Genomic DNA, 14,174 nt, shown 5'->3' on the forward strand with positions numbered 1-14,174 from the left:
GGCGTACGCCACCGGGTGGCCGAGCGACTGCAGATGGGTCGGCGGCTGGGAGCCGACCCATCTGCAGTCGCTCGGCCACCCGGTGGCGTACGCCGCGTCCGCGACGGCGGTGTACTGGCTGATGATGACCGCGGGCCGGTTCCTCGTCGTCCCGCTGGCCCTGCGCTACCCGGCGCCGCGGATCCTGCTGGTGTGCTGCGCCGGGATGACGGGCTGTCTGGCCCTGGCGGCCGTGCCCACGCTCGCGCCGTACGCCTACGCGGGCGTCGGCCTGTTCATCGCCCCGGTCTTCCCGACGGGGCTGCCGTGGCTGGCCCGGGCCGTGCCCGGGGCGCGGCGCGCGGGGGCGTGGGTCATCGCCGCGTCGATGATCGGCGGTGTGGCCGTTCCGCCGGCGCTCGGCAAGGGCATCGAGGCCTCCGGCATCGGCGCTGTCCCCCTGCTGCTGCTCCTGCTGTCGGCGGCGAGCCTGGCGGCAACGGCCTGGCTCACGCGGGCGGCGGGCGACGGCTGACGGCTGACCGCCCGTGCGGGAGGGGACGGGTACGGCAGGCGCCCCGCCCCCTCCTCGCTCACGACCGGCTCACGACCCGCTCACGCCGGGGCGCTGTCCGGCTGCGGGGCGGCCGGCCGCGGGTCGTCGGTGAGCGCGGGCCAGGTGCGGGCGGCGGCCCCGTGCGCGATCGCCCGCCACCAGGGGTCGAGCGGTACCCCGGCCGCGGGCTCGAAGGGCTCCCCGGGGCGCGGCACGGCGACCCGGGCCCCCACGGCGCGCGCCGCGGCAACAGTGCCCTCGGCGGGCTCCTCCCACGGGTGCGGGGCCAGGTTGAACGTGCCCCAGTGGATGGGGAGCATGAGCCGGCCGCGCAGGTCCTGGTGGGCGCGGACGCCCTCCTCGGGGGTCATGTGGATGTCAGGCCAGAAGTCGCTGTACGCGCCGATCTGCACCATGGTGGCGTCGAACGGCCCGTAGGCCTCGCCGATCTCCGTGAAACCGGGGAAGTATCCCGTGTCGCCGCTGTGGAAGACGCGGTGCTCGGGCCCGGCGACGACCCAGGACGCCCACAGGGTGTGCTGGGTGTTGCGGATCGCCCGGCCGCAGAAGTGCCGCGCCGGGGTCGCCGTGAGGGTGAGCCCGGCGACCTGCGTCGACTCGTGCCAGTCCAGCTCGGTCATGCGGTCCGCGGGGACGCCCCAGCGTTCCAGGTGGGCGCCGACGCCCAGCGGCACGACGAAGCGGGTGCCGGTCCCGGCGAGCGCCTTGATCGTGGGCATGTCGAGGTGGTCGTAGTGGTCGTGCGAGATGACGATCGCGTCGGCCTCGCCCAGCTCCTCCAGCGGTACCGGCGGCCGGTGGAGGCGCTTGGGGCCGACGAAGGAGAAGGGGGAGCACCGCTCGCCCCAGACGGGGTCGAACAGGACGCGGCGCCCGTCGATCTCGGCGAGCACGGTGGAGTGGCCCATCCAGGTGAGGCGCAGGCCCGAGGCGGGCGGTGCGGCCAGGTCGGCGAGGGTCGTGGCGTGCAGCGGGATGTCCCCGGCGGGGGCCCTGCGGACCCGCTCCTCCTTGCGGAAGTACGTCCGGGCGAACCGCAGCATCGATCCGGAGGGCGCCGTACGTGCGCCCAGGGGGTTGGTGAACACCCCGTCGGCGAAGTTCGGCGACCGCCGGATGCGCTCCATCCTCTCCCCGTAGGGGTTGTCTCCGAAGGCGGGGATGAGGCTGGAGAGCAGGGAACGCTTCGGACTGGAGCCGGACACGGCACCTCCCGTTGGTCGGCGGTCACGAACGTGCCGTGAGCCGTCCGGGCCCCGGCAGAACCAGTATGTACAGCGACAACTCCTACACCGGTCATTCCGGTTCCGCGCCCCTTTGTGGGATCGGCCGCCGGCGGCCCACCGGCTCCCGCCCACGACCGGCGGGACGACTGTGACCAGGCGGTTCCCCGGTGCGGGAGACCGTCCCCGCAATGTCGCGCAGTCTCGCGCAGTGTCGATGCTGCCACCGTCGCGGGCCGCATGCCGCCCGCCCCCACGGGGAGCGGGCGGCGGGGGCGCACCGGAGGGGCGGCTACGCGCCGCGCGGCTGGCCGTACGCGCGCTCGACGTGGAGCTTCAGCACGAGGCGCTTGTCGGCGACCATGGCGCGGCGGTAGTCGTCCCAGTCCGGGTGCTCGCCCTGCAGGGCTCGGTAGAGGTCGACGAGCTCCTCGACCGTCGCGTCGTCCCGGTCCGCCGCGACGGGGGTGAGTTCTGCGGTGCCCTCCGCGACCGTCCAGGCCCAGCGGTCGTCCGTGGTGACGTGGTAGCTCGCGCGGGGGTCACGGCGCAGGTTGCGGGTCTTGGCGCGGTCGTCGGTGAGGGAGACCCGCAGCACCCCCGTGTCCGGGTCGTAGTGGTGGATGACGTTGGACATCTGGGGGCGGCCGTCACGCTTGATGGTGACGAGCACGCCCCCCTTGGTGTCGGCGAGCAGGCGGAGGAGGTCTTTGTCGCTCATGGCAGCCTCAACGAGCGTCCGGGGGCGAGGATTCCACGACCGCGTCCGCCGTGGTCAGCCGCGCCCGGTGCGTGGCTCCGTCGGCCCAGGTGACGGTCACCTCGTGGACCCCTGACGGCGACACGGCGACCTCCGACCGGACGAGGGCGGACAGCGGCTCCGCGTCGGCGGCGCTGGTGAGCCGGGCCGCGCAGAGGAAGAGGTCGCCGCGGCTGCCGCCGCCTTCGGTGGTCTCGCCGGTGAGGACGGGGGTGACCGCGCGTCCGGTGCACGCGGTCGGGGCGGGCGGCAGGCCGGGGGCGGCCCGCAGGCCGTGCTGGGGCAGCAGTTCCGAGGTCAGGCCCTCGCCCGCGGGCCAGCCGGTCTGTCGTACCTTCGAGCCGGGCGGCGCCCCGCTGACCAGGTGGGCGCGGATCTCGGCGGCACCCCTGGCCATCACGAGGCTCACGACGCGGACCCGGTCACCGGCGCGGGAGCGTGAGGCGGCCCATCCCTCGCCCGCGCCGAGCGGGGTGAGCCCGGTGCGCGCGGTGACACCGCCGTCGCCGTCCAGGAGGCCGAAGTGGTTGTCGGGGGGCGTGTCCCCGGTCAGCGGAGCGGTGGCCGTGGAGTAGGCGAACCGCGTGTAGTGGGCGGCGTAACGGGTGTCCTCGCTGCCGTGGTTGTGCAGACGTACGAGGCCGTCGGCGGTCGTCGACTGGATCAGCCAGTTGGGCGCGGGCAGCGTGGTCAGGGCGTCGCCGCGTTCGACGGGGGCGGGCTCCTCGGGCGCCGTCCACACCGCGTGTCCGGGCGGCAGCAGCAGGCCGAGGAAGCCCTTGCTCGCCCAGTACGGGGAGCCGGGCCCGGAGTAGTCCTGCAGGACACCCGCGTAGGGACCGTGCCAGCCCAGGGACAGCAGTCCGTCGGGGCCCGCCGCGCCGCGGTCCAGGAAGTGGCGTAGGGCGCCGGAGGCCAGCCGCCGTGTGGTGCCGGGGGCGAGCGGGGTGTGTCCGGTGAGGGCGCCGAGCCACAGCGGCGCGGCCGCGGCGACGCGGTAGGTCAGCGAGCGGCCCTGGTGGAGGGGCGAGCCGTCGGCGCCGAACAGGCGGGACTGATCGGCGAGATGGATCCGCAGCCGCTCGCCGTAGCGGTCCAGCAGGTCGGCGTCGCCTGAGAACCAGGCCTCCAGCACGGGGTAGAGGTGCAGCGCCCACCCGTTGTAGTGGTCAAAGGCGGGCAGGTCGCCGTCGGTGTACCAGCCGTCGCCGACGTACCAGCGCTCGATCCGCCGCAGTCCGCGCGCCACGGCGTCCCGGTCGCCGAGGAAACCGCCGACGGTGGCCGGGAACATCTCCCAGTTGTTGGGCCACGCCTGCGCGGCGGCCGCCCGGGCGAGCCAGGCGGTGGCGCGTTCGCGCACGGGCCCGTCGAGCCGGTCCCACAGCCAGCGGCGGGTCAGCCGGAGCCCGATGGCGATGGACGCGGCCTCGACCAGCGGCTGTGTGCGGTCGGCCACGACGGGCCAGTCCTCCGGCCCGTCCCCGCCGGGCCGCGCGGTGCCGGCGGCCAGGCCGTCGGCGTACCGCTGCAACAGTCCTGATGGATCGTCACCGTTCGCGCCCGCCACGCGGATCGCGGCGAGCAGGAACGTCCGCGCGTACCCCTCCAGGCCGTCCGAGCGGGCGCCAGAGGCGCTGTTGCGGTCACCGGGGAGGTGGTAGAGCGCCCCGCCGGGGGTGGCGTGCGGGGCGACGGCGGCGAGCAGCCCGTCGGCGACCGCCTCCCAGTGGGCGCGGGTCCACCCCGTGTACGGGCTCAGCTCCCGGTCCTCGGGGGGCAGTTGGAAGGGGTGCGCCGGCGCTTTCCGGGTCACGGTTCGCATACGGCCTTTCCGGGGTCGGGGAACGGCTTCTGCGCCGGACGCCGGGCCTCCCGGCGGCGCCCGGCCGGCGGGCGACTCTACCGCCGCGCCGCAAACGCTTTCCAGAGCGCGTCGGCCTCAGCCGGGGCCGTCAGGGCCCCTCCGGGTCCGTGGAGAGCGTGCCCGGACGGATCACGGCACGCCCCACGCCGAGGGCACGCAACAGGACGTCCAGTGCCTCCTCGTGGTCGTCCACGGAATGGTGGACCCAGGCGTATGTGCCGTACGAGCCCCCGTCGAACTCGTGCAGCGCGTACTCCGTCCTGCCGATGCGGAAGACGGCGACCCCCACGTCGCCGAGGTCCTGCCAACTGCGTTCGACGGACAGCCTCAGCCGCGCGGCGAACGCCTCCAGGGGCGGATCCAGCCTCGCGAGACATCGGAAGTCACAGGCGACCCAGTCCCACAGCCCGATCTGGAGGGCGGGGTTGCGCTTGCCGCCCTGGTACTGCGGCGCGGGCTCCCAGTCGGCCTCGGGGCCGGGCACCTCCATGCGACGCTCCTCTCCCACCGGCGGCACACCGCGATCCTCTCAGCCCCCGGCCGTCGCCGGCGCAGACGTCCCGCGTCCCAGGTACGTCAGGGGGCCGGGGTCCGGGACCGGGAGCTCACGGAAGCCCATCCGGTCGTAGAAGGCGCGGGCCGCGGTGTTGGCGGTCACCATGCCGAGGTGGACGGCGCCGACGCCCCGGGCGGCCAGCGCGGCCAGGAGACGCCCCATCAGTTCCCGCCCGTAACCGCGCCGCTGGTACTCGGGCAGCAGGTCGATGTGCAGGTGCGCGGGGTACCCGGCGAGTTCCGGCACGATCATGCGCTCCGGGCGGTGGAGCAGGTCCGCCATCTCCTCGTCCGGGGTGAAGGGCGGCCCGGACGGCTTGGGGTGGCGGTGTTCGAGCCGGGGCAGCCACTCGGCGCGGAAGCGCCGCACGAAAGCGGCGGTGTCCGCGGTGCCGACGATGTAGCCGACGGCGCGCGCGCCGTCGTCGACGACGAAGGCGAGTTCGGGCTCGAGGTGGGCGTAGGGCCCGGCGAAGTTGTCCGGCAGCAGGTCGTGGTCGGTGTAGAGGTGCCGCGCGTCGCCGCCCTCGTGGCCGGTGCGCACGCAGATGTCGTAGACGGCGGCCCGGTCCTCCGGGCGGTACGGGCGGATCACGGCGCGTGGGGTCATGCGGGCATGATGACGGCCATGGGAGCGCTCCCACAACCCCTGTGACGTACCGCGTTAGGCTGAACCACATGGGGGCCCACAGGCCGAGGGAGGTCGCCATGGCCCCGGCCGCCGAGGCGCTGCCCGTGTCGCACGGCCCCTACCGGTTGCACGCCGAGATCACGCCGGGCCCCGGCGCGCCCGCGGTCCTGATGCACGGCTTCCCCGACAGCAGCCGGCTGTACGACCGCCTCCTGCCCCACCTGGAGGGCAGGCTGCCGGTGGTGCGGTTCGACTTCCTCGGGTGGGGACGCTCCGACAAGCCGTCCGGCCACGCCTACACCGTCGCCCAGCAGGTGGACGACCTCGCCGCGGTGGCCGACGCCCTCGCGGCGGGCCGCACCGCCCGGCGCCTGGTGCTGGTGGCGCACGACGCCTCGGGACCGCCGGCGATCGACTGGGCGCTGGAGCACCCCGACCGCGTGGCCCGGCTGGTGCTGCTCAACACCTACTACCACTGGACCCCCGCGCTGCGCCGCCCTCCGGCGATCGCCCTGTACTCCACCCCGTTGCTGCGCTCGGCGGCCCGCGCCGTCGCCAGGCGCCGGCCCGGCCTGGACCGCAGGCTCTACGCCTGGCAGGTGGGTGCCTTCATCCGCGACCCGGAGCTGCGCGGGACGTACGTCGAGCGGCTCTACGCGCAGTACCCCGCCGCACGCCCGGCGTTCTGGGGGCTCAACGACGAGCTGCTGCACGCGGTGCTGAGCCGCCGGCGGCGCATCCCGGAGATGCGGGAGTTCCAGCCACCGGTCCGGGTGGTCTTCGGCACCCGGGACCGGTGGCTCAACACCCGCGTCGCCCGGCAGTTCTCCGTGATCTTCCCCCACAGCGAACTGCGCCTGCTGATGCGCGCCGGGCACTACGTGCAGGTCGACGAGCCCGAACGGGTCGCCGACGCGATCACCGCCCCGTGAGCGGGGCTGCCGGGTGACGCGGGCCGGGCCCCTTTCCCGCCCGGCGCCCGACCCGCGGGGCGCCGCGGGCTACGCGCCGGGGCACTCCTTCCACGCCAGGTGGTACGTGGTCCTGATGCTTCCGTCCGTGGAGTCCATCGTCATGAAGCTCGTGGTCCGCGACGGGTCCGAACTGCCGGCACTGACCCGCAGTTCGGTGTTGATGTTGAAGTTGCGCAGTTCGCCGCAGGGCGCCCAGACCAGCGCGGCGACGTCGACGCTGTCCGTGGTCTGCCAGTTGTCGTCCAGCGCGCCGCGGAAGGTGTGGCTGATGGCGTTGGTCTCGGGCGAGCCCTGGAAGTAGTAGCTGGCCTTCTCCACGCCGGAGGCGCCGCGCTCCAGGTGCGCGAAGCCGCGGTAGTCGGCCGCGGCGATCGCGTAGGTGAAGCCCTGCGGCACGTGCACGTTCAGGTTGAGCTGGCAGTTCTTGCGGAAGTCGGTCGGCTTGGAGCCGACGCCCACCTGGGCGACGTAGGCACTGTACGTGACGGTGAAGGCCTCGTTGTCCGGCGAGACGGCCACGGCGGCGGTGCCGGCCGGACAGCCGGAACCGTTGACGGTGGCGACGTCGATGACGATCCGGTCCGGCGGCGGCAGGGTGGCGCCGCCCGGCTCCCAGGCCTGCGGGCCGAGCAGCGAGGCGGCCGCCACGCCGCTCATGGCCAACGCACGTAACGTCATGGGGGGGATTCCCTTCAGGTCGTTGAGGGGTCGCGACACCGGGTCGTGCACCCCGTTCCGGTGTCGCGTACACGACACCATGCGTCACCGTTCACGTACAGGATCCCCACAGGTTCCCCACAGGAATGGCCGACCGCCGTCACCCCTGGCGCGGAAGTGACGCATGAGATCCGGACAGTCACCCGGCGTGACGAGAGTCGGCTTCCCGCCATTCCCCCGCCGCGGCCGCCTCGCGCGCGAAGCCGCCGAAGTCGCGCGGCCCGCGCCCGCCCCGGCACCCGCCGTACGTCGTCGGTGACATGGGCGTTGCGGCCGTCGAGCAGGTCGCCGAAGAGCCCGGTGAGGAAGCCGGCGACCTCGCCCGGCAGGCCGGACCGCTCGAGCAGCGCCCCGTGCTCCCGGGGCGGGACCGCGGTGTAGCGGACGTCCCGGCCCGTCGCCGCGCCGATTTCGGCCGCCGCCTCGCCGAACGTCAGCAGGCGCGGTCCGGTCAGCTCGTACGTGCGGCCCGCGTGGCCGTCCCCGGTCAGGGCGGCCACGGCGACGTCCGCGATGTCCCGGGTGTCGACGAAGGGTTCGCCGACCGTGCCGGCCGGGAAGACGATCCCGCCGTCGAGGACGCCGTCGCGGAGCACGCCCTCGGTGAAGTTCCGGCAGAACCGACTGGCCCGGAGCACCTTGCAGTCGGCGCCGCCGTCCCGTACCGCGCGCTCGGCCGGCAGCGCCAGGTCCTCGCCGCGGGCGGAGAGCAGGACGGCCTTGCGCACCCCGCGCGCGGCGGCGAGGGCGGCGAAGTCGCCCAGGGTGGCCGCGGCCGCGGGGTCGCCATGTCGGGGTGGTAGGCGAGGTAGGCCGCGTCCGCGCCGTCGAGCGCGGGCTCCCAGGTCTCGCGGTCCGCCCGGTCGAAGCGCGGCACGCCGCCGCGGGAGGCGGTGCGCACCGCGAAGCCGTGCGCCGCGAGGGCCGTCGCGAGGCGGCGGCCGGTCTTGCCGGTACCGCCGAGGACGAGTGCGGTCCCGGTCCGGTGCCGTGCGGATGTCGGTGTCATGGCCTCAGTCAAGCCGCGCCGCCTGAGACGGACCATGGGTGAACGGCCCGTTCCCATACGCGGATGTCTACGCTGGGGGACATGGACGCACTCTCGGGCCTGCTCGACGGACCCCGTGCGCGGGGTGCCTTCCTGCTGCGCATGGTCATGGAACCGCCGTGGTCGGTGCGGATCGAGGACCGGGCGCCGCTGTGCGTGATGACGGTTGCGCGCGGCGGCGCCTGGGTCGTGCCCGAGGAGGGCGCGCCGGTGCGGCTGCGGCCCGGGGACGTGGCCGTGGCGCGCGGCCCCGTGCCGTACGCGGTCGCCGACCTCCCCTCGACCCCGCCGCACGCCTGGATGCTCCCCGGTGCGGTGTGCCGCACAGCGGACGGCCACGACCTGGCCGACGCGATGGCGCTGGGGGTGCGGACCTGGGGCAACCGGGCCGACGGCTCCGACGTCATGCTGGTCGGCACCTACGAGGTGGACGGCGCGGTCGGCCGCCGGTTGCTGGACGCGCTGCCCCCGCTCCTGGTGCTGCCGGCGCGCGAGTGGGAGAGCCCGCTGCCGCCGCTGCTGGCCGAGGAGATCGTCAAGGACGATCCGGGGCAGGAGGCGGTGCTGGACCGGTTGCTCGACCTGCTGCTGATCTCCGTGCTGCGGGCGTGGTTCGCCCGGCGCGGCGAGGCGGCCCCCGCGTGGTACCGGGCCTTCGCCGACCCCGTGGTGGGCCGGGCGCTGCGGCTGCTGCAGAACAACCCGGCCCACCCGTGGACGGTGGCGGGGCTGGCCGCCGAGGCGGGCGTGTCGCGGGCCGCACTGGCCCGGCGCTTCGGCGAACTGGTGGGCGAGCCGCCCATGGCGTACCTGACCGGCTGGCGGCTGGCGCTCGCCGCCGATCTGCTGCTCGAACCGGACGCCACGCTCGGGGCGGTCGCCCGCCGGGTCGGCTACGGCAGCCCCTTCGCGCTGAGCGCCGCCTTCAAGCGGGTGCGGGGGGTGAGCCCCCAGGAGCACCGCGTCGGCGCGGCCCGGGCGGAGTGACACTGGAGAGAGGAGTCATGAACGGTTCGGTCGTTGTGGGACGCGTCTTCGGGGTTCCGCTCCGGATGCACTGGAGCGTCCCCGTCCTCGTCGTGCTGCTCGCCTACGGGCTCGGCCGCGAAACGCTGCCCGCCTGGGTCCCGGGCCTGTCGGCGACCGCCTACACCGTCGCGGCGGCCGTGGGCGCGGTCCTGCTGATGGCGAGCCTGCTCGCGCACGAGGTCGCCCACGCGGCGACGGCCCGGCGCGAGCACCTGTCGGTCGAGGACGTCACTTTGTGGGCCATGGGCGGCATGACGCGCATGGGGCGGCCCGGCTCCGCGGGCGCGGCCTTCCTGGTGGCGGTCAGCGGCCCGCTGGCGAGCCTGGTCATCGGCGGCGCCGCGCTCGGCGCGGGCATCGGCGTCGACGCGGCGGCCCACCGCTCGGTGCCGGGGGCGCTGCTGATCTGGCTGGGCTGGGCAAACCTGCTGCTCGGCGTCTTCAACCTGCTGCCCGCCGCGCCCCTGGACGGCGGCCGGGTGCTGCAGGCGCTGCTGTGGTGGCGGACGGGGGACCGTGACCGCGCCGACCGGGTGGCCGGGCGCGGTGGGCAGGTACTCGGCTTCCTCTTCGTGGTGGCCGGGTGGCTCGCCTTCGCCCGCGGCATGGCCGGCGGCCTGTGGCTCGCCCTGGTCGGGCTCTTCATGGCCCTCACCGCAGGCGCCGAGCGCCAGCGCGCGGTCATCAGCGCCGCGTTGCGCGGCGTACGGCTCGCGGACGCCATGTCGGCCCCCGTCGTGACCGGCCCCGACTGGCTGCCGGTGGACCGCTTCATCGACGAGGTCGCGGTGGCCGCCCGCCATTCCACCCTGCCCCTGGTCGACTTCGACGGCCGCCTCAGCGGGGTGGTGCAGCTGCGCCGGCTCACGTCGGTCCCCGCGGACCGCCGCGCCGACGTGCGGGTCCGCGACGTCGCCGTCCCGCTGTCCAGGACCACCACCGGCACGCCGGAGGAACTCGTCAACGACGCGCTCGACCGCCTCCAGCCCGGCGCCGGCGGCGTCCGGGTCGTCGTCGTCGACGGCGGCCGCCCCATCGGCATCGTCACCGGCACCGACGTCACCCGGCTCGTCGAGCACCGCCGCATGACGGGCGGACGGCCCCCCGTCTGACCCGCCCGACGGCTGCGCGCCCGGCGCGGGCGGTCCAGGATGGAGCCATGCTGCTCGCGGAGCTCGCCCGGACGTCCCGGGAGGTGGCGGCCACGTCCGCCCGGTCGGAGAAGGTGGCGGCGCTGGCCCGGCTGCTGCGTACCGCGGAGCCCGACGAGGCGCCCGTGGTGATCACGTACCTGGCGGGGCGACTGCCCCAGCGGCGCACCGGGGTGGGCTGGAGCACCCTGCGGGAGCGGCAGGAGCCCGCACCGGTGCCCCGGCTGACGGTGCACGAGGTCCACGGGACGCTCGATCGGATCGCCGCGGTCACCGGCATGGGGGCGGCGGCCGAACGCAAACGACTGGTGGCGGAGCTCATGGGTGCGGCCATGGAGGAGGAGCAGGCGTTCCTGCTGGGGCTGATCGGCGGGGAGCTGCGGCAGGGGGCGCTCGACGCGCTCGCGGTCGAGGCACTCGCCGTGGCGGCGGAGGCGCCCCCGCAGGACGTGAGGCGCGCGGTGATGCTGGGCGGTTCCCTGGGCGCCGTCGCGCGGGCGCTGCTGGCCGGGGGGCCGGAGGCGCTCGCGGCGTTCCGGCTGGAGGTGGGGCGGCCGGTGCAGCCGATGCTCGCGCAGACCGCGAAGGACGTGGACGAGGCCCTGGACCGGCTGGGCCCGTGCGCGCTGGAGGAGAAGCTGGACGGCATCCGCGTCCAGGTGCACCGCATGGGCGAGGACGTGCGCGTGTACACCCGCACGCTGGACGAGATCACCGGCCGGCTGCCGGAAGTCGTCGCCGCCGCGCGGGAGTTGGCCGTGGAGGAGGCCGTGCTCGACGGCGAGGTGATCTCCTTCGGCGAGGACGGCCGCCCCCGCGCCTTCCAGGAGACCTCCTCTCGGGTGGGCTCGCGGCTGGACGTCGCGGCCGCCCAGGAGTCGCTGCCGGTGGCCCCGGTCTTCTTCGACCTGCTGTCGGTCGACGGCCGCGACCTGCTGGAGCTGTCCACCGCCGAGCGCCACGAGGAACTGGCCCGGGTCGCCCCCGCACCGCGCAGGGTGCGCCGGCTGGTGGCCGCCGACCCGGCCGACCCGGCCACCCGGCAGGCGGCCCGCGACTTCGCGGAGCAGGTGCTGGAACGGGGCCACGAGGGGATCGTCGCCAAGGCGCTCGACGCCCCGTACAGCGCCGGGCGGCGCGGGGCGGCCTGGCTCAAGGTCAAGCCGGTGCACACCCTCGACCTGGTGGTCCTCGCGGCCGAGTGGGGCCACGGCCGCCGCACCGGCAAGCTGTCCAACCTCCACCTGGGCGCCCGCCGCCCCGACGGCACCTTCGCGATGCTGGGCAAGACCTTCAAGGGCCTGACCGACGCCATGCTCGCCTGGCAGACCGGGCGCCTGCGGGAACTGGCCGTGAGCGACGACGGGTGGGTGGTCCGGGTCCGCCCGGAACTCGTCGTGGAGATCGCCTTCGACGGCCTGCAGCGCTCCACCCGCTACCCCGCGGGCGTCACGCTGCGCTTCGCCCGCGTCCTGCGCTACCGCGAGGACAAGACGGCCGCCGAGGCGGACACCGTCGAGACGGTGCTGGCCCTGCGGCCCTGAGCGTGGCCCGGCGCGGTCGGGGTGACCGCGGCGGGCCGGGATCACCGGTGGGCCACCAGGGCGAGCCTCTCCACCAGTTCGTCGAGAACGGCGTCCACCGTCTCCCGCTGGGCGCGGCTCAGCCGGGGCAGCGCGGTCCGCTCGCCGTCCGGGGCGGACGCTGCGAGGGCCCCCTCGGCGTGGCCCGGCTCACGGTCGGGCTCCGGCAGGTCCCCCCGGGTGCCGTCGGGGGTCGCCCGGGCGGTGGTGCCGAGGTCGCCGCCGCTGCCGAAGCCGGTCCGTCCGGTCAGCTCGAACTGCACGTGTTCTCCAGGATCTCGTGTGCCCGCGGCCCCGGTCGGGCCGGACCCATGCGGGCCTGTGACCAGTCCGCGCCCAGGATCCGGGCGAGTACGCCCGGACGCGAGAGCCGCGGCCCGGGGCCGGACGACGGTATTGCGGGCCGCCCCCGGGGTCGTACGGTGCGTGATCACCTCATGCTAGGCAGGGCTTGCGGTCCCGGAGCTTTCCCAAAGGAATCGATGACCAAGAGTTCCGCCCCGGTTAACCCGCACCACGGGCCGGGCACCGCTCCGCGCTCCGCTCCCGGATGCCGAGGTCACCGTTCACCGAGCCCTTCTCCGGGAAGTCGCGCCGCGAACGCGGCGTAGGCCGCGTCGTCGAAGAGGACGAAGCGGACCTCCTCGACCTCGGTGTCCGTGTCCTGGACGGTGGCGACGGCGATGCGCGCGGCGTCCTCGACGGGCCAGCGGTAGACACCGGTGGAGATCGCGGGGAAGGCGACCGTCTTCGCGCCCACCTCGTCGGCGATCCGCAGCGCCTCGCGGTGGCAGGAGGCCAGCAGCTCGGAGCGGTCCTCGCCGGCGCTGTGCACGGGGCCGACGGTGTGGATCACCCAGCGGGCCGGTAGCCGGCCGGCCGTGGTGGCGACGGCCTGTCCGGTCGGCAGACCGCGCCCGTACCGCGAGGCGCGCAGCGCACGGCACTCCTCGAGGATCTCCGGGCCGCCGCGGCGGTGGATGGCGCCGTCGACGCCGCCGCCCCCGAGCAGCGAGGAGTTGGCGGCGTTGACGACGGCGTCGACGGACTGCTGCGTGATGTCGCCCCGGACGAGGGTGATGCGTGCCATACCCGTGATCCTGCCACCGCGAGGTGCCCGGGCGCCCGGCCGTTCCCAGCGGGTCACCAGTCGCAGGGCACCCGCAGGTCGAGCAGTGAGTCGCAGAACTCCGCGGCGGGCTTCGGCCAGCCCTCGCGGTGCCAGTGCGCGATGCGCCAGCCCAGCCGTTTGGGCCACAGCGGCAGGTGCCGCAGGTCGTCGACGGGGACCCAGACGGGGGCGGCGGCCTCGCCCAGGTCGAGGGAGGAGCGGGGGCCGATCTTGCCGTGCGCCTCGACGAGGAAGTAGTGCCCGGGGTGCGAGCCGCGGTGCACCCGGTTCACCCGGGCGATCTCCTGCCCGACGGTGCCGCTCAGTCCGGTCTCCTCCGCGAGTTCGCGCAGGACGGCCGTCTCGGGGGTCTCCCCCGGCTCGACCCCGCCGCCGGGGATCTCGTAGTAGTCGCCGCGCCGGTGGCGGTAGCGGATCAGCAGCATGCGCCCGTCGCGGATGATCACCGCGCCGGCCCGGGTCCGTTTGGGCGGCCGGCCGAGCGGCTCCTCCAGTACGAGGCGGCCCCGCCACCAGGGCGGGCCGTCCCAGGACCGCAGGATGGCCTCCCACGCCGTCCAGGGCGCGAGCGGCAGGTGCAGGGCCTCGGACCTGTTGAGCAGCCGGGTGGGCGCGGGGCCGGACGGCAGCGGCACGGCGGCCCGGTAGTACAGATGGGTGCCGCCGGTCGCGCGGACCTCCAGGCAGGGCCGGACATCGGTCCTGACGTCGATGCCGAGGCCGTCGCGCGCCGCCGCGCGGGCGGTTTCCGCGGGGTCGCCGCGAGGCGGGACGGGGGCCTGCGGCAGGCTCAAGTCGCTGTGTACGGCGAGGCGTTGGTCGTGGAAGAGGATCACTCCCGCATGCAGTGAGGACATCCCGCCGACGCTAGCAGCGCCCACTGTCCGGGCCCCGCGATTATTCCGGGACATTGCCCTGCGCTCCCCGGCGCGGGTTGCGGCGGCCGTC

At 75.1% G+C, this 14,174-nt stretch carries 15 protein-coding genes; 5 read left to right on the plus strand and 10 right to left on the minus strand.

Going from position 1 to position 14,174, the window contains the following annotated elements; genetic code table 11:
• On the plus strand, window positions 1-514 hold a 514-nt coding region (locus tag PV341_RS09000), incomplete at its 5' end, for an MFS transporter (protein WP_500357300.1).
• Window positions 515-594: 80 nt separating this feature from the next.
• On the opposite strand, the gene PV341_RS09005 is transcribed toward PV341_RS09000, so the two are convergent.
• The 5 genes from PV341_RS09005 to PV341_RS09025 all read right to left on the minus strand — a co-directional run bounded on the left by PV341_RS09005 (window position 595) and on the right by PV341_RS09025 (window position 5,571).
• Window positions 595-1,761, minus strand: a complete 1,167-nt coding sequence (locus tag PV341_RS09005) for an MBL fold metallo-hydrolase (protein ID WP_500323909.1) — start codon at window positions 1,759-1,761, stop codon at window positions 595-597.
• Between the two features lie 310 nt (window positions 1,762-2,071).
• On the minus strand, window positions 2,072-2,500 hold the full coding sequence (locus PV341_RS09010; RefSeq protein ID WP_500323908.1) for a PPOX class F420-dependent oxidoreductase: 429 nt from the start codon (window positions 2,498-2,500) through the stop codon (window positions 2,072-2,074).
• 7 nt (window positions 2,501-2,507) lie between these two features.
• Entirely contained in the window at window positions 2,508-4,355 is a 1,848-nt protein-coding gene (locus PV341_RS09015; protein ID WP_500323907.1) for a DUF2264 domain-containing protein, read from the minus strand.
• Window positions 4,356-4,494: 139 nt separating this feature from the next.
• Window positions 4,495-4,896, minus strand: coding sequence for a hypothetical protein (locus PV341_RS09020; protein WP_500323906.1), 402 nt, complete (start codon window positions 4,894-4,896; stop codon window positions 4,495-4,497).
• A 39-nt stretch (window positions 4,897-4,935) separates the two neighbouring features.
• On the minus strand, window positions 4,936-5,571 hold the full coding sequence (locus PV341_RS09025) for a GNAT family N-acetyltransferase (protein ID WP_500323905.1): 636 nt from the start codon (window positions 5,569-5,571) through the stop codon (window positions 4,936-4,938).
• Between the two features lie 68 nt (window positions 5,572-5,639).
• Here PV341_RS09025 and PV341_RS09030 point away from each other — a divergent pair, with 68 nt between their 5' ends.
• Window positions 5,640-6,524, plus strand: a complete 885-nt coding sequence (locus PV341_RS09030) for an alpha/beta fold hydrolase (protein ID WP_500357302.1) — start codon at window positions 5,640-5,642, stop codon at window positions 6,522-6,524.
• Window positions 6,525-6,593: 69 nt separating this feature from the next.
• Here the strand turns inward: PV341_RS09030 and PV341_RS09035 are convergent, their stop codons facing one another.
• Both PV341_RS09035 and PV341_RS09040 read right to left on the minus strand, forming a co-directional pair.
• Window positions 6,594-7,244: a DUF4360 domain-containing protein gene (locus tag PV341_RS09035; protein ID WP_500323903.1), complete on the minus strand. Its 651-nt coding sequence runs from the start codon at window positions 7,242-7,244 to the stop codon at window positions 6,594-6,596.
• Window positions 7,245-7,258: 14 nt separating this feature from the next.
• A complete protein-coding gene (locus PV341_RS09040; protein ID WP_500357303.1) occupies window positions 7,259-8,011 on the minus strand; it encodes a Rossmann-fold NAD(P)-binding domain-containing protein in 753 nt (250 codons plus the stop codon).
• A 362-nt stretch (window positions 8,012-8,373) separates the two neighbouring features.
• Between PV341_RS09040 and PV341_RS09045 the strand changes: the two genes are divergently transcribed.
• From PV341_RS09045 to PV341_RS09055, 3 genes are read left to right on the plus strand one after another with little or no spacing between them, the layout of a single operon-like run.
• A complete protein-coding gene (locus PV341_RS09045; protein WP_500357305.1) occupies window positions 8,374-9,318 on the plus strand; it encodes an AraC family transcriptional regulator in 945 nt (314 codons plus the stop codon).
• Window positions 9,319-9,335: 17 nt separating this feature from the next.
• The gene (locus tag PV341_RS09050; protein ID WP_500323900.1) at window positions 9,336-10,472 is read left to right on the plus strand and encodes a site-2 protease family protein; all 1,137 of its coding nucleotides are present in this window, start codon (window positions 9,336-9,338) and stop codon (window positions 10,470-10,472) included.
• 47 nt (window positions 10,473-10,519) lie between these two features.
• The gene (locus PV341_RS09055) at window positions 10,520-12,055 is read left to right on the plus strand and encodes an ATP-dependent DNA ligase (RefSeq protein WP_500357307.1); all 1,536 of its coding nucleotides are present in this window, start codon (window positions 10,520-10,522) and stop codon (window positions 12,053-12,055) included.
• A 41-nt stretch (window positions 12,056-12,096) separates the two neighbouring features.
• Here PV341_RS09055 and PV341_RS09060 read toward each other — a convergent pair whose 3' ends face one another.
• From PV341_RS09060 to PV341_RS09070, 3 genes are all read right to left on the minus strand, one after another.
• Window positions 12,097-12,357 (minus strand): hypothetical protein, encoded by a 261-nt coding sequence (locus PV341_RS09060; protein WP_500323898.1) that lies wholly within the window; start codon window positions 12,355-12,357, stop codon window positions 12,097-12,099.
• A gap of 296 nt (window positions 12,358-12,653) precedes the next feature.
• Complete coding sequence (locus tag PV341_RS09065; RefSeq protein ID WP_500323897.1) at window positions 12,654-13,184, minus strand: O-acetyl-ADP-ribose deacetylase; 531 nt, start codon at window positions 13,182-13,184, stop codon at window positions 12,654-12,656.
• A 53-nt stretch (window positions 13,185-13,237) separates the two neighbouring features.
• Window positions 13,238-14,083 carry an NUDIX domain-containing protein gene (locus PV341_RS09070; protein WP_500357309.1) on the minus strand — a complete coding sequence of 282 codons (846 nt, stop codon included), beginning with the start codon at window positions 14,081-14,083 and terminating at the stop codon, window positions 13,238-13,240.
• Window positions 14,084-14,174 lie beyond the last annotated feature (91 nt).

This window comes from Streptomyces sp. PA03-1a (assembly GCF_033792805.1).
Taxonomy (GTDB): Bacteria; Actinomycetota; Actinomycetes; order Streptomycetales; family Streptomycetaceae; genus Actinacidiphila.